The organism is Streptomyces violens (genome assembly GCF_000717745.1).
Taxonomy (GTDB): Bacteria; Actinomycetota; Actinomycetes; order Streptomycetales; family Streptomycetaceae; genus Streptomyces; species Streptomyces violens.
This window is the reverse complement of sequence record NZ_JOBH01000014.1, coordinates 104324-129787: the sequence shown is the minus strand read 5'-3', so window position 1 is coordinate 129787 and position 25464 is coordinate 104324. Positions and strand designations below refer to the sequence as shown.

Genomic DNA, 25464 nt, shown 5'->3' with positions numbered 1-25464 from the left:
CATCAGCTACCGCCTCCGAGGAGGTTCTGCACGGCCGGGTCGCTGAGGCCCAGCAGGGCCGCGGGCCAGAGACCGGCGAGGACGGTGAGGGCGGCCAGCGGGGTCCAGGCCACGTACTCGTAGGGGGCGATGTCGGGGATGGCGGGGGCCTTCTCCTTGACCGCGGTGGGGGCCGTGGCGGCGGTGGTCGAGGCAGCCGGACCCGGGGTGACCCCGGCGGTCGCGCCCTCCTCGGGAGTGGCGGCCAGCGCTTCCTGCTCAGCGGTCTCCTTGCTGCCCATGCAGACCCGGCGGACCACGACGAGGAGGTACGCAGCGGTCAGCAGGGTGCCGAGGCCGGCCAGCACCATGAAGGTCAGGAAGGCGGGGCGGCTGAGGCCGTCGGCGGGCTTGAAGGCGCCGAACATCGCGAGCATCTCGCCCCAGAAGCCGGCCAGTCCGGGCAGGCCGAGCGAGGCGATCGCCCCGAAGGCGAGCAGGCCGCCGAAGCGGGGCGCGCGTCCGTAGAGGGCGGCGCCGGTCCGGCCCGCGAGCCGGTCCAGGTCGGTGGTCCCGTACCGGTCCTTGAGCGCGCCGACCAGGAAGAAGAGCAGGCCGGTGATGAGGCCGTGGGCGATGTTGGCGAAGAGCGCGCCGTTGATGCCGGTGGGCGTCATGGACGCGATGCCGAGCAGTACGAAGCCCATGTGGCCGACCGAGCTGTAGGCGATCAGGCGCTTGAGGTCGCCCTTGGCGCCGCGGCGGGCGAGCGCGAGGCAGGCGAGCGAGCCGTAGACGATCCCGACTGCGGCGAAGGCGGCGAGGTACGGCGCGAAGGTGTGCATGCCGTCCGGCGCGATCGGCAGCGCGATGCGTACGAACCCGTACGTGCCCATCTTCAGCAGTACGCCGGCGAGCAGGACCGAGCCGACGGTGGGGGCCGCGGTGTGGGCGTCGGGCAGCCAGCTGTGCAGCGGCCACATCGGCGCCTTGACCGCCAGGCCGACGCCGATCGCGAGCACCGCCACGAGCTGAACCGTGTGGCTGAGCTGGGATTTCGGGCCGTTGTCAGTGGCGAGTGCCACCATGTCGAAAGTGCCGGACTTCAGGCCGATGAGGAGGAGGCCCAGCAGCATCACGACGGAGCCGAGCAGCGTGTAGAGGATGAACTTCCAAGCGGCGTACTGCCTGTTCTCGCCGCCCCAGCGGTTGATCAGGAAGTACATCGGGATGAGGACCATCTCGAAGGCCAGGAAGAAGAGCATCAGGTCGAGGACGGCGAAGGTGGCGAGGGTGCCGGACTCGAGCACGAGGATCAGCGCGACAAATGCCTTGGGAGACGGGCCCGCAGGCATCTTGAAGTAGCTGTAGAGCGCGCAGAGGAACGTCAGCAGCGCGGTCAGGACCAGGAGGGGGAGCGAGATGCCGTCGATGCCGAGGTGGATACGGATGCCCAGCGCCGGGATCCAGCTGATATCCGTCTGAGCCTGCATCCGGGCGGGATCGCCGTGGTCGAAGCCGGCCGCGAGCGCGATGGACGCGGCCAGGACGACGCCGGTGACGGTCACGCCGTGGCGGAGCACGGCCTGGTCCGGGTTGCGGCCCTTCAGGCCGGGCGGGGCCGGGAGCAGCGCCGCGAGTGCGCCGATCAGCGGGAGCACGACGACGCCCGCGAGGAGGATCTGCATGACGGTGTGGTTCACGATCAGGCTCCCGTGCCCGTAGCGACGAGGACGGCGGCGACGGCCAGCACGAGTGAGCCCGCGAGCAGCGCGCCGAGGTAGGTCTGCACGTTGCCGGTCTGTGCCCGGCGGACGGCCGAGCCCAGCCAGCGGGCTCCGGTGCCGGCGCCGTGCACGTACGTGTCGACGACCTCGCGGTCGAGGAAGCGGACGATCCGAGCGGCGGCGCGTACGGGCCGGACGAAGAGCGCGGTGTACGCGGCGTCCAGGTGGAAGCCGCAGGTCGCCGGGGCGTGCAGCGGGCCGAGGAGGAGACGGCCCGGGTCGGCCGGGTCCGGCGCTCCGGCGTTGTCCCCGTAGGCCGCGGCATGCGTGGCGATGGCCTCTTCCTCGGAGACCGCGGGGGCCGCGTCCGGGTCCACCGCGACGGCGCCGATCGGCCGGCGGGCCGCGGCCGCGGTGGTGTGGCGCCAGGCGCCGTACATGATCAGCGCGCCGGCCAGTGCGAGGCCGGTGCCGAGGACGGAGGTGACCAGGGTCGGCGTCAGTGCGTTGCCGTCGAACCAGTCCGGGAGGACGGGCGCGGCGATGCCGAACGCGGCGGTGGGGATGAAGAGCACCCACAGCACGGCGTTCATGGCGAACGGCTGCTTGCCGTGGTCGGGGGCCTCCTGCGGGCCGCGGCCGAAGAAGGCCAGCAGCCACAGACGGGTCGCGTAGGCGGCCGTGAGGAGGGCGGTGAGCAGGCCGGCGATCAGTACGGTCCAGCCGGCGGCGGTCGGTACGGAGCCGAGGTCGCCATGGGCCCCGCCGAGGGCGAGGTGGGCCTCGCCGACGGCGGCGTGCTCGGCGGCGCCGAGGACGGCTTCCTTGGAGAAGAAGCCGGCGAACGGCGGGATGGCGGCGAGCGCGAGGAGCGCGACCGTCACCGTCCAGAAGGCGTCGGGGATGCGCTTGGACAGGCCGCGCATCCGCGACATGGCGGCGAGCGAGTTGGTGCCGGCGGCGTGGATGATCACGCCGGCGCCGAGGAAGAGCAGCGCCTTGAAGGCGCCGTGCGAGAGGAGGTGGAAGACGGCCGCACCACGGTCGCCGACGGCCAGCGCACCGGTCATGTAGCCGAGCTGGCCGACCGTGGAGTACGCCAGGACGCGCTTGATGTCGTCCTGGGCGAGGGCCGCGAGCGCCGAGCCGACCATGGTCACGGCGGCCATCACGGCGAGTACGACCAGCGCGGCGGCGGAGGCCGCGAAGACCGGGAGGAGCCGGGCGATGAAGTAGACACCGGCCGCGACCATCGTGGCGGCGTGGATCAGCGCGGAGACCGGCGTCGGGCCGGCCATCGCGTCGGGCAGCCACGTGTGCAGCGGGAACTGCGCGGACTTGCCCGCCACACCGGCGAGCAGGAGCAGCGCGATCAGCGTCGGGTGGTGCAGATCGCCGCTGGTGACGGCGTTCAGTACGCCGGTGATGCGGAAGGTGCCGGCGTCCGCGGCGAGCGCGAAGAGACCGAACAGGAAGGGGACGTCGCCGAGCTTGGTGACCAGGAAGGCCTTGAGGGAGGCGGACCGGGCGGCCTCGGTCTCCCAGTAGTGGCCGACCAGGAAGTACGAGCAGATGCCCATGATCTCCCAGCCGACCAGCAGCACCATCAGGTCGCCGGAGTAGACGACGAGCAGCATCGCGGAGGTGAAGAGGGAGACCAGCGCGGCGTACGAGGAGTAGCGCGGGTCGTCGCGCAGGTAGCCGGTGGAGTAGAGCTGCACGCACGTGGCGACGACGCCGACGAGTACTGCCACCAGGGCGGCGAAGCCGTCGATGTGCAGGGCCAGCTCGATGGGGACCGAGCCGGTCGGGGCCAGCTGCGTCGCGGCGTCGACCGCCGCTCCCCCGCCCTGCCGTGCGGCCACGACGACGGCCAGTACGGCCGCGGCGAGGGTCGGCAGGACGGCGAGCGGCCGTACGAAGCCGGGTGCGCGCCGCCCCAGGAGGAGGCCGAAGGCGGCGCCCAGGAACGGCAGGAGGGGGACGAGGACGGCGGTGGTCGTGGTCGTCACGCGGCGGCCTCCGCCTGCTGCTGGGACTGCGGTTGTGCCTGCTCGTCCTCCGTGGGGCGCTCGGCGAGGTCGGTGAGCTTGTCGACGTCGGAGCTGCCGCGGTTGCGGTAGACGAGCAGGACGATCGCGAGGCCGATGCCGATCTCGGCGGCGGCGACGGCGATCGTGAAGAGGGTCAGCGCCTGGCCTGCGTGGAGCGCGTCGCGCAGCCAGACGTCGAAGGCGACGAGGTTGAGGTTGACGGCGTTGAGCATCAGCTCGACGGACATCAGGACCAGGATCGCGTTGCGCCGGGCGAGGACGCCGTAGAGGCCGACGCAGAAGAGGAGGACGGCGAGGACGGCGGGGTAGGCGAGATGCATCAGCGCTGTCCCTCTCGGCGTACGGGGGCCGCGGCGCGGCCGGTCTCCTGGGAGCCCTCCCCGGTCTTGCGGGACAGGACGATCGCGCCGACCAGCGCGGCCAGCAGCAGCACGGACAGCGCCTCGAAGGGCAGCACCCAGTGCTGGAAGAGGCTGCGCCCGGAGACCTCGGTGGAGCCCTGGACGGCACCGTCGAGGTCGATCCAGGACGCGCGGAAGGCGTCGACGACGACCCAGACGAGGACCGCGGCGGAGGCCACGGCCACCAGGAGCGCGGCCCAGCGGTTGCCCGAGTCGGCGTCCGGCGAGCGGCCGATGGGCGCCTTGGTCAGCATCAGTCCGAAGAGAAGGAGAACGACCACGGAACCGACATAGATGAGCACCTGCACCCAGGCGATGAACTCCGCGGTGAGCAGGAGGTACTCCACGGCGATCCCGCCGAGGGCGACCACGAGCCACAGTGCGGCGTGCACGAGCTGCTTGGTGGTGACGGTGACCACGGCCGCGCCGAGGGTGACCAGGCCGACGAGGAGGAACGCGATCTCCACGCCGCTGGGCGTCAGGAAGCCGTGGCTTGCGGCGGCGAGCGTCACGCTTCCTCCCCTGCGTCCTTGGCCTGCGGGGCTTCCCCGGCCTGACCGGATTCGGCCTGCTGGGCCGCCGCGGCCTCTTCGGCCTCCTTGGCCTGCTGGGCCGCCAGCTTGTCGGCGGCCTTCTGTGCGGCGGCGATCTCCTTGGGCTGCTCCGCGCCCGGGTCGAGCGGGGGCGGCTCCGGCACCGTCCACATCCACTCGCGCAGCTTGTCGCGCTCGTGGGTCAGTTCGTGGATGTCGGTCTCGGCGTACTCGAACTCCGGCGACCAGAAGAGGGCGTCGAACGGACACACCTCGATGCAGATGCCGCAGTACATGCACAGCGAGAAGTCGATGGCGAAGCGGTCGAGCACGTTACGGCTGCGCTCGCGGCCTCCGGGGGCGGCCGGCGGCACCGTCTCCTTGTGGGAGTCGATGTAGATGCACCAGTCCGGGCACTCGCGGGCGCACAGCATGCAGACCGTGCAGTTCTCCTCGAACAGCCCGATGACGCCACGGGTACGGGACGGCAGCTCGGGCTGGACGTCCGGGTACTGCTCGGTGACCGTGCGCTTCGTCATGGTCCGGAGCGTGACGGCCAGGCCCTTGGCGAGGCCGGAGCCGGGGATGCCCATTACGAGATCACCACCTTGATGACGCCGGTGAGGGCGATCTGGGCGAGAGCGAGCGGGATGAGGCAGGTCCAGGCGAGCTTCTGCAGCTGGTCCTCGCGCAGCCGCGGGTAGCTGACCCGCAGCCAGATGACGCCGAAGGCCAGTACGACGGTCTTCAGGAGCATCCAGAGCCAGCCCAGCCCGTCGGCCCCGAAGGGACCGTGCCAGCCGCCCAGGAAGAGGACGGCGGTCAGCGCGCAGAGGACGACGATGCCGGCGTACTCGGCCAGCAGGAAGAGCGCGAAGCGCAGCCCGGTGTACTCGGTGTACGCGCCGAAGATGATCTCCGAGTCGGCCACCGGCATGTCGAACGGCGGCCGCTGCAGCTCCGCGAGCCCGGCCGTGAAGAACACCAGCCCGCCGACGATCTGCCACGGCACCCACCACCACTGGAAGGCGTCGAGGATGCCGGGCAGTGAGAGCGTGCCGGCGGCCATCGCGACGGACGCGGCGGCGAGCAGCATCGGCAGCTCGTACGCCAGCAGCTGCGCGGCCGTACGGAGACCGCCGAGCAGGGAGAACTTGTTCGCCGAGGCCCAGCCCGCCATCAGGGAGCCGAGGACGCCGACGCCCATCACGGCGAGCACGAAGAAGACGCCCGCGTCGAGCGCCTGTCCGACCGCGTTGCCCGGGCCGACCGGGATGGCGATGAGGACGAGCAGGTACGGCAGCAGGGCGACGGCCGGCGCGAGCTGGAAGATCCGCCGGTCGGCGCCCGCCGGGACGATGTCCTCCTTCTGCGCGAACTTCACGCCGTCGGCGACCAGCTGCGCCCAGCCGTGGAAGCCACCCGCGTACATCGGGCCGAGGCGACCCTGCATGTGCGCCATGACCTTGTGCTCGGTCTGGCCGACGACGAGCGGGAAGACCAGGAAGATCACGAAGACGGCGAGGACGCGGAGGACGATCGCGAGCGTGTCACTCATGCGGTGCCGCCTCCTGTCTCGTCGTCGGTGCGTTCGGTGTCGTCGGTACGTTCCGGGCCTTCGGCCGGTGCGTCCTTACGGGCGCTGTCCTTCGGAGCGGGCTCGCCCTCCGACGACGGCTCACCGTCGAACGCGGGACGCGCATGGTGCCACGGTGCGTCCGAAGAGCGCGGAGCGGTCCGCGGGGCGGACGCCGTGGTGTCCGGTCCCGTCGGCCCCGTCGTACGGGCCGGGTCCGCGGCCGCCTCCTTGGCGGCCTCGGCGGCCTTCGGGGCCTCCGTGTCCTTCGGCGGTTCGACGCCCTTGGACTCGGGCTTCTCGGTGGGCGCGGCGGCCTGCTGGCTCGCGGACCCGGCGCTGGCGCTCCGCGTCCGGCGGGCCGGCCGCTCCCCGGCGGCCCCCGCAGCGCCTGCCGCGGCCTCACGGCCCGCGCCTGCCGCCCGGCCGGCCCCGGCAGCGCGCCCCGCCGCACCGGCCCCGCCGGCCGCCCGGGCGCCCCGGGCCGCACCGCGCGCAGGACGGGCCGGAGCGGGCGGCAGCTGGCCCTTGAGCGGGCCCCACTCGTTCGGGTCGGGCACGCCCGGCGGCAGCATCTGGCGGCGCTTGGGGCCGCCGTGCTCGGACTCGCCCGGCTCCTTCGCGCCCGGCCACGCCTTGGCGACCCGCGCGGCGAGCACGAAGTCCTTGCGCAGCGGGTGCCCTTCGAAGTTCTCCGGCAGCAGCAGCGGCGTGAGGCCCGGGTGTCCCGTGAAGTCCACGCCGAACATCTCGTGCGTCTCGCGCTCGTGCCAGCCCGCGCCCGCGTACACGCCGACGGCCGTGGGCAGCACGGCCGCCTCGTGCGGCACGGTGGTCCGTACGAGGAGCCGCCGGATGTCGCCGCTACGGGACACGTCGGCGACGTGCGCACAGATGCGGAACCCGGTGCCGGGCTCGTCGACGGCGCTCAGCCAGTCGAAATACGTGCAGCCCAGGACATCCCGGGCAGCGGTCAGCGCGTCGGTCCAGGCCGTGGCCGGTACGTCCACGGTGAGCAGGCCGTACGCCTCCTCGGCCGTGGCCCCGGTACCGAAGATCCGGTCGGCCGGCTCCGGCAGCCACCCCACGGGCGCCGCGGGCGCGGCCTCAGGAGCGGCCTCGGGCGCGGCTTCAGGAGCAGCGGCGGGCGCCCCTTCAGGTGCCGCGGACGCTCCTTCAGGTGCTGCGGGCGTCGCCTCTGTTGCGGGCGTCGCCTCCTCGGGCGTACCCGGCTCGGGCGGCTGGGCCGTCATCGGGTGTCCTCCCCGGTCTGCTCGGACGGCGGCTGCTCGGCGGACGGCTGCTGTCCGGACGACTGCTCGGCGGACGGCTTCTCGGACCCGGCGGTGGGCGGCGCCGGCGGGGTCACCAGCCCGCTCCGCAGCGCCTTGGCCGACGGCCGGCCCGCGCCCTTGGCGGACTCGCCGCCGCGGCCGTACCGCTCCGCCAGCGACTCCTGGGCGATCTTCTCCTGGAGCTTGAGGATGCCCTGCAGCAGCGCTTCGGGGCGCGGCGGGCAGCCCGGTACGTAGACGTCCACCGGGATGATCTGGTCGACGCCCTTCGTGACGGAGTACGAGTCCCAGTAGGGGCCGCCGCAGTTGGAGCAGGCCCCGAAGGAGATCACGTACTTCGGCTCGGGCATCTGTTCGTACAGCCGCTTCACCGCGGGCGCCATCTTGTCCGTGACCGTGCCGGACACGACCATCAGGTCGGCCTGGCGCGGGCCGGGCGCGAAGGGGATCACACCGAGCCGGATGAAGTCGTGGCGCGCCATGGACGCGGCGATGAACTCGATCGCGCAGCAGGCGAGCCCGAAGTTGAAGACCCAGAGGCTGTAGCGGCGGCCCCAGTTCAGGACCACCTTCATCGGTTCGGGGGCCAGGCGGGCCAGCGGGCCGAGGCGGCGCGGCTCGGGCAGGAGCTCGGGGCCCGGCGAGGCTCCGTTGGCCGCGGAGGCGGGGGTCACGTCCATTCCAGGACGCCCTTCTTCCATGCGTAGAGCAGGCCGACAGCGAGGAAGCCGAGGAAGATGAACATCTCCACCAGCGTGATGCCGCCGAAACCAGGTGCGGCGAAGACCGTCGCCCAGGGGAACAGAAAGATCGAGTCGACGGCGAAGATGACGTACAGGAACGAGTACACGTAGTAGCGGACCTGGGTGTGCGCCCAGCCCTCCCCTACGGGATCCACTCCGCATTCGTACGTGAGCAGTTTCTCGGGTGTGGGCACCACAGGCCGCATCAGGCGTGCGGACCCGAAGGCAACGGCCACGAAGAGCACACCGATCACGGCGATGAGCCCGACAGCCGAATAGCCCTGGAAGTAGTCCGCGGCGCTGATGGTGCGTACGGTCGCGTCCGGCACGTCCGCCCCTCGCTCCCTGACTGCTCGTGTGCAGCGGGCCGCCTCGTACGCGCCGTACGCGCAGGGCCACCCCTCTGCAACCGCTTTCGACGAAATTTTTCGACGATCTGTACGGACGGGAGTCTAGGCCCTGCGGGGGCGGGGCCGAGCAGTCCCATCGGCGCGGAGGTGGGGATATCCCCACTTCGCCCCACCTATCCACCCCATGGCCGCGGGCCGCGCGGCCCGGCAAGCTGGCCCGCATGACGGTGACTTCCGCCCCGGGCAGGCGCGCCCACCACGGCCACGGCGATGGATTCGCGGTGGTTCCTCCCCCGCCCCGCTCGCCCCTGAGCGCCTGGACCTGGCGCGAGATCACACACCTGCTGTGCAATCTCCCGCTGGACGTGGTGGCCTTCGCGCTGCTGGTGAGCTGGCTGGCGGCGAGCCTGGGCCTGTCGGTCACGGTCATCGGGCTGCCGCTGCTCGCGCTGGTCCTGGCGGGCTGCCGGCAGTACGGGAGGCTGGAGCGGGTCAGGGCCCGCGCGCTCCTCGGCGTGCGCGTCGACGAGCCCAGTCCGCCGCGCGCCCTCGAACGGGGCTTCTTCCCCTGGCTGTGGGCCCGCCTGAAGGACCCGGTCGGCTGGCGGCACGCGCTCTACGTCTTCGTACGGCTGCCCTGGGGCGTCGTCAGCTTCGCGCTCACCTTCGTGTCGCTCTTCGTGGCCTGGCCGGTGCTGCCCTGGGTGGCGCGCGGGCTGACGAACGTGGACCGCGCGCTGGTACGGGGGCTGCTGTCGCCCTCGGACGAGCTGGAGCGGCGGATCGCCGAGCTGGAGTCGGGGCGCGGCGCGGTCGTGGACACCGCGGCGGCCGATCTGCGGCGCATCGAGCGTGACCTGCACGACGGCGCGCAGGCCCGGCTCGTCGCGCTCGCCATGGGGCTGGGGCTGGCCAAGGAGAAGCTGCTGGAGGACCCGGACGCGGCGGCGCGGATGGTGGACGAGGCGCACGGCGAGGTGAAGCTGGCCCTCCAGGAGCTGCGCGATCTGGCCCGCGGCATCCATCCGGCGATCCTCACCGACCGTGGCCTGGGTCCGGCGCTCTCCGCGCTGGCCGCGCGCTGCACGGTGCCGGTCACCGTGACCGCCGACCTCGGCACCCGGCCCGCGCCGGCCATCGAGGGCATCGCGTACTTCACGGTCTCCGAGCTGCTGCAGAACATCTCCAAGCACGCGCAGGCGCGCAGCGCGTCGGTGGACGTGTGGCGGTCCGAGGACCGGCTGCTCATACAGGTGCGCGACGACGGACGCGGGGGCGCGCAGCCGGCCGCGGGCGGTGGGCTGGCGGGCCTGGCCGAGCGGCTCGGTTCGGTCGACGGGCTGTTCGTCCTCGACTCGCCGACGGGCGGGCCGACACAGATCACGGCCGAGCTGCCGTGGCGCAGCGCGTCGTAGGGGGCGGTCACCCGAAAGGGGTGGGGAAAACCCGAAGGTCAAGACGCCGACCGGCGCCATGTCCGGTACGGCCCGGAGCGGACAGGCTGGACACCATGGACACCGCATACGGTTCGCCGTCCCCCGCGCCGCGTGCCCCGCGCGCCTCCGAAGGCCCCGGCCCGCACCGCGTCCCCTTCGTGCTGCGCGCTCCGTTCTCCGGCCGGACCTGGCGGGAGTTCCTTTACCTGCTGCTCGGCCTGCCGATCGCCATCGTGATGTTCACCTACGCCGTCACGATGACGTCGCTCGGCGCCGGTTTGCTGATCACGTTCCTCGGCATACCGGTGCTTGCCGCCGGCCTCGTCGGCTGCCGCGGTCTCGGCGCACTGGAGCGCGTACGGGCGCGCGCCCTGCTCGGCCTGGAGGTGCGCGCCCCCGAGCCGGTCCGCGCCGCCAGGCCGAGCCTGATCGGACGGGTCAGCGGGGTCCTGAAGAGCGGCGCGTCCTGGCGGCATCTCGTGTACTGCCTGCTGCACTTCCCGTGGGCGGTCTTCGCGTTCTCCGTCTCGGTGACGCTGTGGTCGCTCGGCTGGGGCCTGCTCACGTACCCGCTGTGGCGCTGGACCTTCCCGATGTACCTCGGCCAGGACGGCATCCAGCTGTACGGGGACGAGACGCACGGCTTCTACCTGGACACCCCCTTCGAGATAGCCGTGACCTGCGTCATCGGGCTGCTGTTCGTGCTGGTCTGGGGTGGGGCGGTACGCGGCCTCAGCCAGGTGGACCGGCTGCTGGTGCACGGCCTGCTGGGCCCGTCCCGGCTGGCCGGCCGGGTGACGGAGCTGGAGTCGGACCGTACGGCGGTGTCCGAGACCGCGGCCGCCGACCTGCGGCGGATAGAGCGCGATCTGCACGACGGAGCGCAGGCCCGGCTCGTCGCGCTCGCCATGGACCTGGGGCTGGCCAAGGAGAAGCTGCAGGAGGACCCGGAGGCCGCCGCCCGCATGGTGGACGAGGCGCACGGCGAGGTGAAGATCGCGCTCCAGGAACTGCGCGATCTGGCCCGCGGCATCCACCCGGCGATCCTCACCGACCGCGGCCTGGACCCGGCGCTCTCCGCGCTGGCCGCACGCTGCACGGTGCCGGTGCGGGTCGGCGTGGACCTGCCGGCGCGGCCCGCCGCCGCGATCGAGGGGATCGCGTACTTCACGGTCTCCGAGCTGCTGCAGAACGTCTCCGAGCACGCACAGGCGAGCAGCGCGTCGGTGGACGTGTGGCGGTCCGGGGACCGCCTGATGGTGCTGATCTCGGACAACGGCCGGGGCGGCGCGCGCACCCGTCCCGGCAGCGGTCTGTCCGGCCTGACCGACCGCCTGAACGCGATGGACGGACTGCTGCTCATCGACTCACCGGCAGGTGGCCCCACAGCGATCACGGCGGAACTGCCCTGGCGCGAGTGACGGCCGGCGGGGCGGGCACGGCTCGGCGGAGGCAGCGGGCGGGACGCGGCGGAGGCCGCCAGGGGGGGCACCCCCGGCGGCTCCGTCGATCGTCGTAGTGCGCCTACCGCGGCGAGGTCGCGCAGGGCCGCACCGCGGTTTCGGGGCCGGTCACAACCGGCCATTCCGAGTTATCCACAACCCGCACGGTGATCCGACGCGCGCGTCCGAATCCTGGGATGCTGAAGAGCGTCGAACCGAGAACGGGTGGGGGAGCCGAAGATCGTGGAGAACAGCGTGCGGGTGGTCATCGCCGAGGATTCAGTGCTGCTGAGAGAGGGCCTGACGCGGCTGCTGACCGATCGGGGGCATGAGGTCGTCGCCGGAGTGGGCGACGCGGAGACGCTGATCAAGGCCATCGGGGAGCTGGCCGCGGAGGGGGCGTTGCCGGATGTGGTCGTCGCGGACGTCCGCATGCCGCCGACGCACACGGACGAGGGGGTGCGGGCCGCGGTCCGGCTCCGCCGGGACCACCCCGACCTGGGCGTACTGGTGCTGTCGCAGTACGTCGAGGAGGAGTACGCGACGGAGCTGCTGGCCGGTTCGAGCCGGGGCGTCGGCTATCTGCTCAAGGACCGGGTAGCAGAAGTCCGTGAGTTCGTCGACGCGGTGGTACGGGTCGCGGACGGCGGCACGGCGCTCGACCCGGAGGTCGTCGCCCAGTTGCTGGGCCGCAGCCGTAAGCAGGACGTACTGGCCGGCCTCACCCCGCGGGAGCGTGAGGTGCTGGGACTGATGGCCGAGGGACGGACGAACTCCGCGATAGCCCGGCAGCTGGTGGTGAGCGACGGTGCGGTGGAGAAGCACGTCAGCAACATCTTCCTGAAGCTCGGCCTGGCCCCGAGTGACGGGGATCACCGACGAGTACTTGCAGTACTCACCTACCTCAACTCCTGATCACCTGACACCCTTTCAGCCGAGGACGCCGGTGCGGGGCGTCACTCCGGCGCGGAGTACGGAGCGCTGAACCAGCGTTGGAGCACGGAGTGACCTACAGAAGAAGCCGCGGGGGGCGGAAGATTCATGGCGAAATACGACAGAGCGGCACCTCGCTCGCGCGTCCACCATGTGAGCACGGCGTCTCACGTTCACGTCCAGCATGTGATCGCCTCAAGGAAGGCGACCCTTACCCACGTACGATGGCCATGGGACGACAGGTCCGCACGGTGCGTCCCGGATTCCCTGCCCACGGCGGGGACACCCCAGGCCCTGAGGGAGGTCCGAAGCAGTGACCAGCCAGGTCAGTAGCCCAGCCGACAAGACCGACGGTGCGCTCGCAGGGGAACGATCGTGTACCCCTGCCACGGAGAACGGCGCCGGCAAGGAGGTCCGCAGGCTGGACCGGGTGATCATCCGGTTCGCGGGCGACTCCGGTGACGGTATGCAGCTCACGGGTGACCGGTTCACTTCCGAGACGGCCTCGTTCGGCAACGACCTGTCGACCCTGCCGAACTTCCCCGCCGAGATCCGGGCCCCCGCCGGCACGCTGCCCGGCGTGTCCAGCTTCCAGCTGCACTTCGCCGACCACGACATCCTCACGCCCGGTGACGCGCCCAACGTCCTGGTCGCGATGAACCCGGCGGCGCTGAAGGCCAACCTCGCGGACGTGCCGCGCGGCGCGGACATCATCGTGAACACCGATGAGTTCACCAAGCGCCCGATGGCGAAGGTCGGGTACGCCACCAGCCCGCTGGAGGACGGCTCGCTGGAGGCGTACAACGTCCATCCGGTGCCGCTGACGACGCTGACGATCGAGGCGCTGAAGGACTTCGGTCTGTCCCGGAAGGAGGCCGAGCGGAGCAAGAACATGTTCGCGCTGGGCCTGCTGTCGTGGATGTACCACCGTCCGACGGAGAGTACCGAGGCGTTCCTGCGGCAGAAGTTCGCCAAGAAGCCGGACATCGCCGAGGCGAATGTGGCCGCCTTCCGGGCGGGCTGGAACTTCGGCGAGACCACCGAGGACTTCGCGGTCTCCTACGAGGTGGCGCCGGCGACTAAGGCGTTCCCGACGGGTACGTACCGCAACATCTCGGGCAATCTGGCGCTGTCGTACGGCCTGGTGGCCGCGGGCCGCCAGGCGGATCTGCCGCTCTACCTCGGCTCGTACCCGATCACCCCGGCCTCCGACATCCTGCACGAGCTGTCCAAGCACAAGAACTTCGGTGTGCGGACGTTCCAGGCGGAGGACGAGATCGCGGGCATCGGCGCGGCGCTGGGCGCGGCGTTCGGCGGCTCGCTCGCGGTGACCACCACCTCCGGCCCCGGTGTGGCGCTGAAGTCGGAGACGATCGGCCTGGCGGTGTCGCTCGAACTGCCGCTGCTGATCGTGGACATCCAGCGCGGCGGCCCCTCCACGGGTCTGCCGACCAAGACCGAGCAGGCCGACCTGCTGCAGGCGATGTACGGACGGAACGGCGAGGCGCCGGTGCCGATCGTCGCGCCGAAGACCCCGGCGGACTGCTTCGACGCGGCGCTGGACGCGGCCCGTATCGCGCTGACGTACCGCACGCCGGTCTTCCTGCTCTCCGACGGTTACCTGGCCAACGGCTCCGAGCCCTGGCGCATCCCGGAGGTCGACGAACTGCCGGACCTGCGCGTGCAGTTCGCCACCTCGGCCAATCATGAGCTGGCGGACGGCACCGAGGTCTTCTGGCCGTACAAGCGCGATGCGCAGACCCTGGCCCGCCCCTGGGCGGTGCCCGGCACCCCGGGTCTGGAGCACCGCATCGGCGGCATCGAGAAGCAGGACGGCACGGGCAACATCTCCTACGACCCGGCCAACCACGACTTCATGGTCCGCACCCGGCAGGCCAAGATCGACGGCATCGAGGTGCCCGACCTGGAGGTCGACGACCCGTCAGGTGAGGCCGACACCCTGGTCATCGGCTGGGGTTCGACGTACGGCCCGATCACCGCGGCCGTGCGCCGGGTGCGCCGCGCCGGCGGGCAGATCGCCCAGGCGCATCTGCGTCACCTCAACCCCTTCCCGGGGAATCTCGGTGCGGTGCTGGGACGTTACGACAAGGTGGTCGTCCCCGAGATGAACCTGGGCCAGCTCGCGACGCTGTTGCGGGCCAAGTTCCTCGTGGACGCCCAGTCGCACACCCAGGTCAGCGGGATGCCCTTCAAGGCAGAGCAGCTCGCCGCCCACCTCGAAGAGGTAATGAAGCAGGGCCCGAAGGAGGCCATCAATGACTGAGACGATCGCGGAGGGTGCGGCGCAGATCGAGGCGCTTTCCCTGGTGCCCAAGGCCGAGGCCAAGCAGTCCATGAAGGACTTCAAGTCCGATCAGGAAGTGCGCTGGTGCCCCGGCTGCGGCGACTACGCCGTCCTCGCCGCCGTGCAGGGCTTCATGCCCGAGCTCGGCCTGGCGAAGGAGAACATCGTCTTCGTCTCCGGCATCGGCTGCTCCTCCCGCTTCCCGTACTACATGAACACCTACGGGATGCACTCCATCCACGGCCGCGCCCCGGCCATCGCCACGGGCCTGGCCTCCTCCCGGCGCGACCTGTCGGTGTGGGTGGTCACCGGTGACGGCGACGCGCTCTCCATCGGCGGCAACCACCTCATCCACGCCCTGCGCCGCAACGTCAACCTCAAGATCCTGCTGTTCAACAACCGGATCTACGGGCTGACCAAGGGCCAGTACTCGCCCACCTCCGAGGTCGGCAAGATCACCAAGTCGACGCCGATGGGCTCGCTGGACGCGCCCTTCAACCCGGTCTCGCTGGCGATCGGCGCCGAGGCGTCCTTCGTCGCGCGCACCGTCGACTCCGACCGCAAGCACCTGACGAGCGTGCTGCGCCAGGCCGCGGCGCACCCGGGCACGGCGCTGGTGGAGATCTACCAGAACTGCAACATCTTCAACGATGGCGCGTTCGAGGCGCTCAAGGACAAGGAGAAGGCCCAGGAGGCCGTCATCCGCCTGGAGCACGGGCAGCCGATCCGGTTCGGCGCGCCCGCCGAGGACGGTCTCGGCTCCAAGGGCGTCGTCCGCGACCCGGCCACGGGCGATCTGCGGATCACCGACGTCACGCAGGAGGGGACCGCGGGCGTGCTGGTGCACGACGCGCACAACCCCTCGCCCACCACGGCGTTCGCGCTCTCGCGGCTCGCCGACGCCGACACCCTGCACCACACCCCCATCGGCGTGCTGCGCAGCGTGGACCGGCCGGTGTACGACACCCTGATGTCCGACCAGCTGGACGCCGCCATCGAGCAGAAGGGCAAGGGCGACCTCGCCACCCTGCTCGCCGGCAACGACACCTGGACGGTCGTCGGCTGACGCCCCGGGCGGCCCCGGCCGCCACGTTCTCTCCCGGCTGCCCGGGACCGGCCTGCGGGCTCGGTCCCGGGCAGCCGTGCGTGTACTGCCGCCGCCCCACGCTTCCGTGCGCCGCGCCGCCCGCCGCAGCCCTGCCCGGTTCCGGATATGTAACCACCGTATTTGAAATACGGGCATGACATGCGAGGCCGGCGGCGTTACCTTCGGAGAGCTCGCCGCGCCGCGCCGACGCCCGCCCTCGGCGCATCGCATCGGCGCCCGCCCGCTCCAGGAGGATCCCTTGCCGTCACCGTCCGACCAGCGCACCGGCCTGGCCTACGGCTTCTTGGCGTACGGCCTGTGGGGCTTCCTCCCCCTCTACTGGCACCTGCTGTCCGCCGCCTCCCCCACCGAGATCCTGGCCAGCCGCATGGCCTGGTCGCTCCCGGTGGCCCTGATCTTCCTGATCGCGCTGCGCCGCTGGTCCTGGATACGCCCGCTGCTGCGGCAGCCGAAGCGGCTCGGCCTGGTCGTGGTCGCGGCCGCCGTCATCTCGGTCAACTGGTACCTCTACATCTGGGCGGTCAACTCCGGCCATGTGCTGGAGGCGTCCCTCGGGTACTTCATCAATCCGCTGGTCAGCATCGCCTTCGGCGTGATCTTCCTGCGCGAGCGGCTGCGCCCGCTGCAGTGGGCCGCGGTGGGCGTCGGCACGCTGGCGGTGGTCGTGATGGCCGTGGCGTACGGCCGGGTGCCCTGGATCGCGCTCGCGCTCGCCCTCACCTTCGCCACGTACAGCCTGGTGAAGAAGGGCGTGAAGCTCGGCGGCATCGAGGGCTTCAGCATGGAGACGGTGATCCAGTTCCTGCCCGCGCTGGCCTGCCTGATCGTCCTCGGCGTACGCGGCGAGTCCAGCTTCCTCAGCGATGGCGCGGGGCAGGCGCTGCTGCTCGCGGGCTGCGGCATCGCGACCGCGCTGCCGCTGATCGCCTTCGGCGCGTCCGCCGTCCGGCTGCCGCTGTCGGTGCTCGGCATGCTCCAGTACCTCGCGCCGACCTTCCAGTTCGTCCTCGGCCTCACCGTCTTCCACGAGGCCATGCCGCCCGAGCGCTGGGCGGGCTTCGCCCTCGTCTGGCTGGCGCTCGCCGTGCTGACCTGGGACGCGCTGCGTACGGCGCGGACGTCCCGGGCCGCGCTGGCCGTCGCCCGCGCCTCCGCCGCCGACGCGGTGGCGGAGGGCGCCGGACCGGAAACCGTGGCGGAGGCGGCCGGTACCACCACCGAGCCGGCCTCCTCGCCCGCCAAGCCGTGACCGGCGGGCCCCACGCCCCGCCGAGCCGTGACCGAACCCGGCCCCGCGATCTTCCCCCGCCTCAGGCCGTGATGTCCCGAGTCGTGAAGCGGGCCCAGGCCGCCGTGCCGAAGACCAGGGCGTAGACCGCCTGGAGGCCGAGGTTGCGGCGGATGTCGTCCCAGTAGACCGGGTCGCGCAGCAGGTCGGCGAAGCTCAGCCAGTAGTGCGGGAAGAGGTACGGCTGGACGGCGTGCAGCTGCGGGAGGGTGTTCAGGATCTGGAAGGTGATCACCACGCCCACGGTCATGGCCATGGCCGCGATCCCGCTGCCCGTGAGCGTGGAGACGAACAGCCCCAGTGCGGCCACGCCGATCAGCGAGAGGGCGACCACGCCCGCGACGGCGAGCGCCCGCAGCAGCCCCTCGGCGAGCGGCACGGTCGTCCCCGACAGCAGCGTGACCTCGCCCAGCCCGAACAGCAGCGCGCCGACGACCAGCGCGGACGCCGCCACGACCAGGGTCGCGACCAGGCAGAACACCAGCGTGCCGGTGTACTTGACGAGCAGCAGCCGGGTCCGCCCGGCCGGAGCGACGAGCAGATAACGCAGCGTTCCGGCGCCCGCCTCGCCCGCGATCGCGTCCCCGGCGACCACCCCGAGCGCCATCGGCAGGAAGACCGGCAGCGTGGCCGCGAGGGAGGTGAAGACCAGGAACAGCCCGTTGTTCGTGACCAGTGAGATGAAGGCCGGGCCGCCGCGGTCCCCGCCGTCCCCGGTCTGGACGCGGACGGCGATCCCGACCAGTACCGGTACCAGGGCCAGCACGGCGAGCAGGACGAGGGTGCGGCGCCGCCGGAACGTCATGCCGAGCTCATTGCGCAGCAGCCCGAGCGTCCACAGGGGGCGCGGGGCGCGCACGTCCGGCGCCTGTTCCACCGTCTCAGCCCGCGACATCGAAGCCCTCCCCCGTCAGTGCCACGAAGACGTCCTCCAGCGAGGCGCGTTCGGTCCCGAAGGCGCGGACGCGTACGCCGGCCGCGACGAGCGCGGCGTTCAGGTCGGCCGGATCCAGCCCCCCGCCCACGACGGCCGGAACGCCCGCGCCGGGCCCCGGCAGCTCTCCCGTCACCCGCTCCTCGCCCACCACGAGGTCGGTCAGGCCGTGTTCCTTGAGCACCCGGGCCGCGTCCGCGGTGTCCGGGGTGGTGACGGCCAGCCGGCCGCGGGCTCCGGCCGCCAGCTCCGCCACCGTGCCCTGGGCGATCAGCCGGCCGCGGGACATCACGGCGGCGTGCGTGCAGACCTGTTCGATCTCGTCCAGGAGGTGCGAGGAGAGGAAGACGGTCGTGCCGTCGGCGGCCAGCTCGCGCACCAGGCCGCGGATCTCCCGCATGCCCTGCGGGTCCAGGCCGTTGGTCGGCTCGTCCAGGACCAGCAGCTCGCGGGGGCGGAGCAGGGCGGCGGCCAGCCCGAGCCGCTGCTTCATGCCGAGGGAGTACGCGCGTGCCTTCTTGCCGGCCGCGGCCGCCAGGCCCACCCGGTCCAGCGCCGCGGTCACCCGCGCGGCCCGGGTGCGGGGATCGGCGGTCGGGTCGGCGGCGTCGTACCGCAGCAGATTGGCCCGCCCGGTGAGGAAGCCGTACAGGGCCGGGCCCTCGATGAGCGCGCCGACCCGGGGCAGCACCCGCCGCGCGGCGCCGGGCATCGGCTCGCCGAGCAGCCGGGCGCCGCCCGCCGTCGGCTCGATCAGGCCCATCAGCATGCGGATCGTGGTGGTCTTGCCCGAGCCGTTGGGGCCGAGGAAGCCGAAGATGCTGCCGGGCGGCACGGACAGGTCGAGCCCGTCGACGGCCGGCGGCCCGCTCCCGTACGCCTTGGTCAGGCCGTGCGTCTCGATGACGGGCGCACCGGGGCGCGCTCCGTCCTCCCCGTCCGACGACGGTGGCGCCATGCGCTCCCCCACTGTGTGCCGGGACTCCGTACCGGGCCGTTGCGGCGGTACGGCGGCCGGTCACCGCCGTACCGCCGCCGCGCTCATTTCTCCGCGTTCGCCGCCTTGACCAGCGACTGCCGGTCGACGGCGCCGACGTAGACCGTGCCGTCGTCCGTCATCAGGGCGTTGACCAGGCGCGTACTGAAGACATGGCCGGAGCCGAAGCTGCCGGTCACCTTCTCGCCCATCGAGTCCAGGAACTTGGCGGCGTCGCCCGCGGGGACGCCTGCCCGCTGCCCCGTGGCCCCTTCCTTGTCCTGGCCGGCCTGGCCGGCCTTACCCGGGGCCGCGCCGGCGCCCTCGATCTTCGCGATCGCGGTCCAGCCGTGGCCGATGACGTCCATGCCGCCGTCGTCCCCGCCCCGCGCCTCGTCCAGACCGTGCGGCAGCCCGCCCGGCAGGCCCTTCGGGAGGTCACCGGCCTCGGTCCCGGCCGCGTCGTCGTGCCGCTGCGTGCTGACCCGGTCGCCGTCGATGATCTTCGCGCCCTTGGGCGGGTCGAAGGCGAAGGTGCCCGCCGCGGGCTTGGCGAAGTCGACCGAGGTGAACCCGGCTTCGAGGGCCGGTGCGCCACCGCTCTTCGGCGTCAGCGTGAAGCGCAGCGGTACGCCGTTGTCCGCGTCCACCGCGATGCGCACGGAACCGACCGTCGAGCCGGCCTGCTTGGGCTTGACCAGCAGCTGGTAGGCGTCCCGCCCGGCGATCTTGGCGGTGCCGTCGACGGTGACCGACGTGGTGTCACCGGCCGCGTCGAGGACGTGCTCGGCGAGCTCCTGCGGGGTGACGTCGCCCACGCCCTTCGGCAGGTCGCCCTTCTTCGCGGTGTCCGACTCCGGGCCGGTGGCGCGGAAGGCGGTGTTGCTGCCGCTGTCGTACCCCCACACCTTGTCGCCGTCGCGGACCAGGCTGTACTCGGCGGCCTTGTCGATGACGGACACCCGCTGCCGGTCGGGTCCGTCGGCGGCGACCCGCAGCGTGTGCGAGCCGGACGCCAGCTCCATGAGCTTGTCCTTGGGGTCGGCGCCGCCCTTGTCCTGGCCGGAGCCCAGCGCGCCCGCGCCCATGCCGCCGGGCAGTTCCGGCAGGCCGAGGTCGGTGCTGGTCCGCACCGTGCCGGACAGCTGCTGCACGTCCGACGCCGCTACCTTCGCGATCAGGTCCTGCGCGGATATCTCCGGCAGGTCGGGATCACCGGAGCCGGCGAACGCGGGGACCAGCCCGATCGTCGCCGCCGCCACCCCCGCCACCGCTACGGGGACGCCGTACCGGATCGCCTTGCGGCGTCCTGGTCGCCTCTCCCCGTCGTCCCATTCTCCGGTGACCCGTGACGCTTCGTTCCGTGGCATGTGCTCTACCTCCGTCGTAGGCGGCGGTCTCAACGCAACGCACTCGTCCACACCTCGGGCTCATTGTGTCCCGCTCCGCCATGGCGTGGTGGTGTCAATGCCACCAAATCCGCCAACCAGAAGCGTCAGCCCCGGGGCTGGAACGTGTACTGCTGAAGGATGAGACGGCCCCTGAGGAGGACCGGCCCGGAGCGGGCCTCAGCCCGCCCGGTGCACCACGGCGTCGCACAGCTCCTGGAGAGCGGCCTTCGCCGCGCAGTCCGGGAGCGGTGCCAGCGTCGCGCGGGCCTCCTCGGCGTACCGGATGGTGTCGCGGCGGGCCTGCCGCAGGGCGGCGTGGGCGCGCAGCCCGGCCAGCGCCTCGGCGTGCCGGGCGTCGTCGGTGAGGTCCTGGTCCAGGAGGGCGGCGAGCGCGCGGTCCTCCTCGGTGGCCGCGTCGGAGGCGGCGAGCGCGCGGAGGTGCAGGACCGGCAGGGTCGGGACGCCCTCGCGCAGGTCGGTGCCGGGCGTCTTGCCGGACTCGGCGGAGTCGCTGGCGATGTCCAGGACGTCGTCGGCGAGCTGGAAGGCGGTGCCCAGGCGCTCGCCGTACTGCGTGAGGATGTCGACCGTGGCCTCGTCGGCGCCGGACATCATCGCGCCGAAGCGGCCGGCGACGGCGATCAGCGAGCCGGTCTTGCCCGCGATGACATCGAGGTAGTGCTCGACCGGGTCGCGGCCGTCGCGCGGCCCCGCGGTCTCCAGGATCTGGCCGGTCACCAGCCGTTCGAACGCCTCGGCCTGGATGCGGACCGCCTCCGGGCCCAGGTCGGCCAGCGTGTGCGAGGCGCGCGCGAAGAGGAAGTCGCCGGTCAGGACGGCCAGCGAGTTGCCCCAGCGGGCGTTGGCGCTCTCCACACCGCGGCGCACCTCGGCCTCGTCCATGACGTCGTCGTGGTACAGCGTCGCCAGGTGCGTCAGCTCCACGACGACGGCTGAGGGCACGATGCCCGGCGCGTACGGGTCACCGAACTGGGCGGCCAGCATCACCAGCAGCGGCCGGAAACGCTTGCCGCCCGCGCGGACGAGATGCTGCGCGGCGTCGGTGATGAACGGCACGTCGCTTTTGGTGGCCTCCAGCAGGCCCTCCTCGACAGCCGCCAACCCGGCCTGGACATCGGCCTCAAGAGCCTGGTCCCGCACGCTCAGCCCGAAGGGCCCGACGACGGTCACGAGGGTTACTCCTGTCTGCTGACGATCAAACGGATTGTCGATCTGTCGCTGTCTCCACCATTGGCCAGCGTATCCGGTCGCAGTTCGATCACCGTGAGCGCCCGCCCGTCTGCCGCACCCGGCGGCCGGGCGGGCGGCGCCGCACCATGCCCCGGTATGTTCTTGATCACCCAGCGTCGCGGGTTTTGCACCAGGAGGAACGGACAGCAGAAACAAGCCAATCACCCGAGCCCCAGGAGCCACACCCGTGTCCGGACCACCGCACCCTCGCGAAGATCATTCCTTCCTCGGCCACCCGCGCGGCCTGCTGACCCTCTCGGGCCTGGAGGTCTGGGAACGGTTCTCCTTCCTCGGCATGCAGGCCATCCTGGTGCTGTACTTCGCCGACCAGGTCGCGAACGGCGGCCTGGGCATGGCCGAGAACACCGCGGCGTCGGTCACCGCCGCCTACGGCACCCTGGTCTACCTCGTTTCGGTCGCCGGCGGCTGGCTCGCGGACCGGATGCTCGGGTCCTACCGCGCGGTCCTGTGGGGCGGCGTCCTGATCGCCTGCGGCCACTACTCCATGGCGGTGCCCACCGCGGCCATGACCTGGGTGGGCCTGGGCCTGATCATCGCGGGCACGGGCCTGCTGAAGCCGAACGTCTCGACCATGGTCGGCAAGCTCTACGCGACCGAGGACGAGCGCCGGGACGCGGGCTTCGCGCTGTACTACATGGGCATCAACATCGGCGCCTTCCTCGCCCCGCTGATCATCGGCTGGCTGGGCCAGAAGCAGGGCTGGCACTGGGGCTTCTCGGCCGCCGCGATCGGCATGACGCTGGGCCTGATCCAGTACATCGCGGGCCGCAAGGGCCTCGCGGGCCGCAAGCACAGCGCCGAATTCGCCCTGCCGCAGGCCGCGATGCGCCGCGCGACCTGGCTGATAGCCGGCGGCTGCGTGCTGGTCGCCGCCGTCGCCACGGGCCTCGCCCTGGCGGGGTGGCTGACCATGGACCGCACGGTGGACGTGCTGACCGTGATCTCGGTGATCGCGCCCGTCGTCTACTTCGTGGTGATGTTCCGCAGCCCCCGGGTCAGCTCCGAGGAACGCGGCCGGCTCCGCCCCTACCTCGTGCTCTTCGCCGCCTCGGTGGTCTTCAACTTCGTCCTCTTCCAGTCGTACTCGACGATGACGCTGCTGGCCGCGAGCCATGCGGACACCGAGATCTTCGGCTGGGAGTTCCCCTCGACCTGGTACGGCTCCGTGCTCGGCGGCGCCGAGGTGCTGCTCGCGCCGGTCGTCGCGGCCGTCTGGGTCAAGCTGGGCCGCCGCCAGCCGCACGCCTCGCACAAGATCGCGTACGGCGTGATCCTCGGCGGCCTGTCCTTCCTCGTGATGGTCCCCGCGACGCACGGGCAGACCGGCGACTGGAAGATGGCCGCCTGGTGGCTGCTGATCTCCTTCGTCCTGCTCGGTCTCGGCGACATCCTGCTGGAGACCACCGGCATGTCCGCGACGACCAAGCTCGCGCCCGCCGCCTTCGCCAGCCAGACGATGGCCCTGTGGTTCCTCTCCCTCGCCCTGGCCAACGGCATCCAGGCCCAGGTCGTGAAGTACTTCGGCGAGATCGCCAACGACCTGTACTTCGGCCTCAACGGCGGCTTCGCGGTCGTCGTCGGCCTCGCGGTGATCGCCGCCGGACCCTGGCTGCGCCGCACCATGCACCCCGTTCACTGACACCCCCTGGACCGGCACCATGCGCATCCGCACCGACTTCCCGTACCGGACGTTCTGCGAGGACGTCCGCATCCCCCTCCCGGACGGCACCCAGCTCTACGCCCGCGTCTGGCGCCCGTACGGCACGGAGCCCGTCCCCGCGCTGCTCGAATACCTGCCCTACCGGCTGAGCGACTGGACCGCGCCGCGCGACGCCCAGCGCCACCCGTACTACGCGGGCCACGGCTACGCCTCCGTCCGCGTCGACGTCCGCGGCCACGGCAACTCCGAGGGCCTGCCGACCGACGAGTACTCCGAGACCGAGCTGGCCGACGGCGTGGCCGTCATCGAGTGGCTGGCCGCCCAGCCCTGGTGCTCCGGCAAGGTCGGCATGTTCGGCATCTCCTGGGGCGGCTTCAACAGCCTCCAGCTCGCCGCCCGCGCGCCCGAGGCGCTGAAGGCGATCGTCACGGTCTGCTCGGCCGACGACCGGTTCGACAACGACGTGCACTACATGGGCGGCTCGCTGCTCGCCGTGGACATGCACGCCTGGGCCGCCACGATGCTCGCCTTCGTCTCCCGCCCGCCGGACCCGGCGCAGGTCGGCGAGGGCTGGCGCAAGCAGTGGACGGACCGCCTGGAAACGGTCGATCCCTTCATCCACACCTGGCTGGACCACCAGTCGCGGGACGCGTACTGGCAGCACGGCAGCGTCTGCGAGGACTACTCGGCGATCAAGGCGGCGGTGCTCGCCGTCGGCGGCTGGCACGACCCGTACCGGGACACCGCGCTGCGTCTGGTCCAGCACCTCGACGCGCCCGTACGCGGCCTCATCGGGCCCTGGTCGCACCAGTATCCGGACCGCGGCCTGCCGCCGGGCCCCGCGATCGGCTTCCTCCAGGAGACGCTGCGCTGGTGGGACCACTGGCTCAAGGGCGAGGACCGGGGCGTCGAGGACGACCCGCTGCTGCGCTCCTGGATCAGCGAGTCGCACCCGCCGGCGACGGTGTACGACGAGTTGCCGGGCCGCTGGGTCGCCGACCCCGCCTGGCCCTCGCCGAACGTCACCCCGACCGAGTACACCCTGCCCGGCGACCGGCCGCTGCTGGTCCGCTCCCCGCAGCACACCGGCGTCGACGCGGGCCGCTACTTCCCCTTCGGCAACGACGCCGACCTTCCGCCGGACCAGCGCGAGGAGGACGGCCGCTCGGTCTGCTTCGACCTGCCGGAGCTGACCGAGCGGGTGGAGATCCTCGGCCGCCCGCGGGTCACCCTGCGGCTGACCTCCGAGGTACCGCGCGGCCAGGTCATCGCCCGCATCTGCGACGTGGCGCCGGACGGCTCGTCCACGCTGGTCACCCGCGGGGTACTGAACCTCCTCACCCGGCACGGCCGGGACCGGGCCGTGGAGTGGACGCCGGGCGCCACGGAGGACGTGACCTTCGAGCTGAACGGCATCGGACACGCGTTCCCCGCCGGGCACCGCATCCGCGTCGCGCTCTCCTCCGCGTACTGGCCGTGGATCTGGCCGCACGCCGGCAGCGAGGCGGGCTGGACGGTCGACCCGGCCGCCAGCACCGTCGAACTGCCGGTCCGCACCCCGGGCACGGAGGAGCCGGAGATCACCTTCGAGGTGCCCGAGCAGTCCGAGCCGCTCGGCGTGGTCTTCCCCGGCGGCGGTGACCAGCGGCCCGAGCGGAAGGTGATCCGGGACGTCGCGGCCGGCACCTGGACGCTGGAGGTGGACCCGCGCTACGGCGGCACCCGGATCTACCCGGACGGGCTGGAGTTCACCGAGGACGCGCTGGAGACGTACCGGATCGACAGCGCCGACCCGGAGAGCGCGGCGACCCGATCGGACTGGTCGATCCGGCTGCACCGTCCGGACCTCGGCTGGGACGCGCGCATCGAGACCCGCTCGGAGATCACCACGGAGGACGGGGACTTCGTGACGGAGAACGAGGTCGTGTGCCACGACGGGGACGAGGAGGTCTTCCGCCGCAGCTGGTCCCGGCGCATCCCCCGCACGGCGGTCTGAGCCCGAAGAGCGGGCGGGCCCTGTACGGCAGTTACTGCCGTACAGGGCCCGCCCGCTCAGGGGCG

At 72.0% G+C, this 25464-nt stretch carries 21 protein-coding genes; 8 read left to right on the top strand and 13 right to left on the bottom strand.

Annotation, left to right across the window (positions count from 1 at the left end; genetic code table 11):
• Positions 1-2: 2 nt before the first annotated feature.
• The 9 genes from IF04_RS0125950 to IF04_RS0125910 are packed head-to-tail and all read right to left on the bottom strand — an operon-like array spanning position 3 to position 8637.
• Positions 3-1667 carry a complex I subunit 4 family protein gene (locus tag IF04_RS0125950; RefSeq protein WP_030262706.1) on the bottom strand — a complete coding sequence of 555 codons (1665 nt, stop codon included), beginning with the start codon at positions 1665-1667 and terminating at the stop codon, positions 3-5.
• A 17-nt stretch (positions 1668-1684) separates the two neighbouring features.
• Positions 1685-3718: an NADH-quinone oxidoreductase subunit 5 family protein gene (locus tag IF04_RS0125945; RefSeq protein ID WP_030262703.1), complete on the bottom strand. Its 2034-nt coding sequence runs from the start codon at positions 3716-3718 to the stop codon at positions 1685-1687.
• Complete coding sequence (nuoK, locus tag IF04_RS0125940; RefSeq protein WP_030262700.1) at positions 3715-4080, bottom strand: NADH-quinone oxidoreductase subunit NuoK; 366 nt, start codon at positions 4078-4080, stop codon at positions 3715-3717. The genes IF04_RS0125945 and nuoK overlap by 4 nt, the downstream gene beginning before the upstream one ends.
• A complete protein-coding gene (locus tag IF04_RS0125935) occupies positions 4080-4673 on the bottom strand; it encodes an NADH-quinone oxidoreductase subunit J family protein (protein WP_030262696.1) in 594 nt (197 codons plus the stop codon). Before IF04_RS0125935 ends, nuoK begins: the two co-directional genes overlap by 1 nt.
• Entirely contained in the window at positions 4670-5287 is a 618-nt protein-coding gene (locus IF04_RS0125930) for a NuoI/complex I 23 kDa subunit family protein (protein ID WP_030262693.1), read from the bottom strand. The genes IF04_RS0125935 and IF04_RS0125930 overlap by 4 nt, the downstream gene beginning before the upstream one ends.
• Positions 5287-6252 (bottom strand): complex I subunit 1/NuoH family protein, encoded by a 966-nt coding sequence (locus tag IF04_RS0125925; RefSeq protein ID WP_030262690.1) that lies wholly within the window; start codon positions 6250-6252, stop codon positions 5287-5289. Before IF04_RS0125925 ends, IF04_RS0125930 begins: the two co-directional genes overlap by 1 nt.
• Positions 6249-7523 (bottom strand): NADH-quinone oxidoreductase subunit C, encoded by a 1275-nt coding sequence (locus tag IF04_RS36050; RefSeq protein WP_078600801.1) that lies wholly within the window; start codon positions 7521-7523, stop codon positions 6249-6251. The genes IF04_RS0125925 and IF04_RS36050 overlap by 4 nt, the downstream gene beginning before the upstream one ends.
• Complete coding sequence (locus tag IF04_RS0125915) at positions 7520-8245, bottom strand: NADH-quinone oxidoreductase subunit B (protein ID WP_051831577.1); 726 nt, start codon at positions 8243-8245, stop codon at positions 7520-7522. Before IF04_RS0125915 ends, IF04_RS36050 begins: the two co-directional genes overlap by 4 nt.
• Entirely contained in the window at positions 8236-8637 is a 402-nt protein-coding gene (locus tag IF04_RS0125910) for an NADH-quinone oxidoreductase subunit A (protein ID WP_030262680.1), read from the bottom strand. Before IF04_RS0125910 ends, IF04_RS0125915 begins: the two co-directional genes overlap by 10 nt.
• Positions 8638-8879: 242 nt before the next feature.
• Here IF04_RS0125910 and IF04_RS0125905 point away from each other — a divergent pair, with 242 nt between their 5' ends.
• The 6 genes from IF04_RS0125905 (at position 8880) to rarD (ending at position 17131) form a co-directional block, all read left to right on the top strand.
• A complete protein-coding gene (locus IF04_RS0125905) occupies positions 8880-10073 on the top strand; it encodes a sensor histidine kinase (RefSeq protein ID WP_030262677.1) in 1194 nt (397 codons plus the stop codon).
• 95 nt (positions 10074-10168) lie between these two features.
• The gene (locus tag IF04_RS0125900) at positions 10169-11515 is read left to right on the top strand and encodes a sensor histidine kinase (protein ID WP_030262673.1); all 1347 of its coding nucleotides are present in this window, start codon (positions 10169-10171) and stop codon (positions 11513-11515) included.
• Between the two features lie 276 nt (positions 11516-11791).
• Entirely contained in the window at positions 11792-12451 is a 660-nt protein-coding gene (locus IF04_RS0125895; protein ID WP_030262670.1) for a response regulator transcription factor, read from the top strand.
• 331 nt (positions 12452-12782) lie between these two features.
• Complete coding sequence (locus IF04_RS0125890; protein ID WP_030262667.1) at positions 12783-14753, top strand: 2-oxoacid:acceptor oxidoreductase subunit alpha; 1971 nt, start codon at positions 12783-12785, stop codon at positions 14751-14753.
• A complete protein-coding gene (locus tag IF04_RS0125885) occupies positions 14746-15840 on the top strand; it encodes a 2-oxoacid:ferredoxin oxidoreductase subunit beta (RefSeq protein ID WP_030262664.1) in 1095 nt (364 codons plus the stop codon). The genes IF04_RS0125890 and IF04_RS0125885 overlap by 8 nt, the downstream gene beginning before the upstream one ends.
• 280 nt (positions 15841-16120) lie before the next feature.
• Positions 16121-17131, top strand: coding sequence for an EamA family transporter RarD (gene rarD / locus IF04_RS0125880; protein ID WP_030262662.1), 1011 nt, complete (start codon positions 16121-16123; stop codon positions 17129-17131).
• A gap of 61 nt (positions 17132-17192) precedes the next feature.
• On the opposite strand, the gene IF04_RS0125875 is transcribed toward rarD, so the two are convergent.
• The 4 genes from IF04_RS0125875 to IF04_RS0125860 form a co-directional block, all read right to left on the bottom strand.
• Entirely contained in the window at positions 17193-18065 is an 873-nt protein-coding gene (locus IF04_RS0125875) for an ABC transporter permease (protein ID WP_030262660.1), read from the bottom strand.
• Positions 18052-19062, bottom strand: coding sequence for an ABC transporter ATP-binding protein (locus tag IF04_RS0125870; protein ID WP_030262657.1), 1011 nt, complete (start codon positions 19060-19062; stop codon positions 18052-18054). Before IF04_RS0125870 ends, IF04_RS0125875 begins: the two co-directional genes overlap by 14 nt.
• Positions 19063-19145: 83 nt before the next feature.
• Complete coding sequence (locus IF04_RS0125865; RefSeq protein ID WP_030262655.1) at positions 19146-20450, bottom strand: LolA family protein; 1305 nt, start codon at positions 20448-20450, stop codon at positions 19146-19148.
• 198 nt (positions 20451-20648) lie between these two features.
• Entirely contained in the window at positions 20649-21662 is a 1014-nt protein-coding gene (locus IF04_RS0125860) for a polyprenyl synthetase family protein (protein WP_030262652.1), read from the bottom strand.
• 247 nt (positions 21663-21909) lie between these two features.
• Between IF04_RS0125860 and IF04_RS0125855 the strand changes: the two genes are divergently transcribed.
• Positions 21910-23382: a peptide MFS transporter gene (locus tag IF04_RS0125855; RefSeq protein WP_245654510.1), complete on the top strand. Its 1473-nt coding sequence runs from the start codon at positions 21910-21912 to the stop codon at positions 23380-23382.
• Between the two features lie 19 nt (positions 23383-23401).
• Positions 23402-25399 carry a CocE/NonD family hydrolase gene (locus IF04_RS0125850; protein WP_030262646.1) on the top strand — a complete coding sequence of 666 codons (1998 nt, stop codon included), beginning with the start codon at positions 23402-23404 and terminating at the stop codon, positions 25397-25399.
• Positions 25400-25464: the final 65 nt, after the last annotated feature.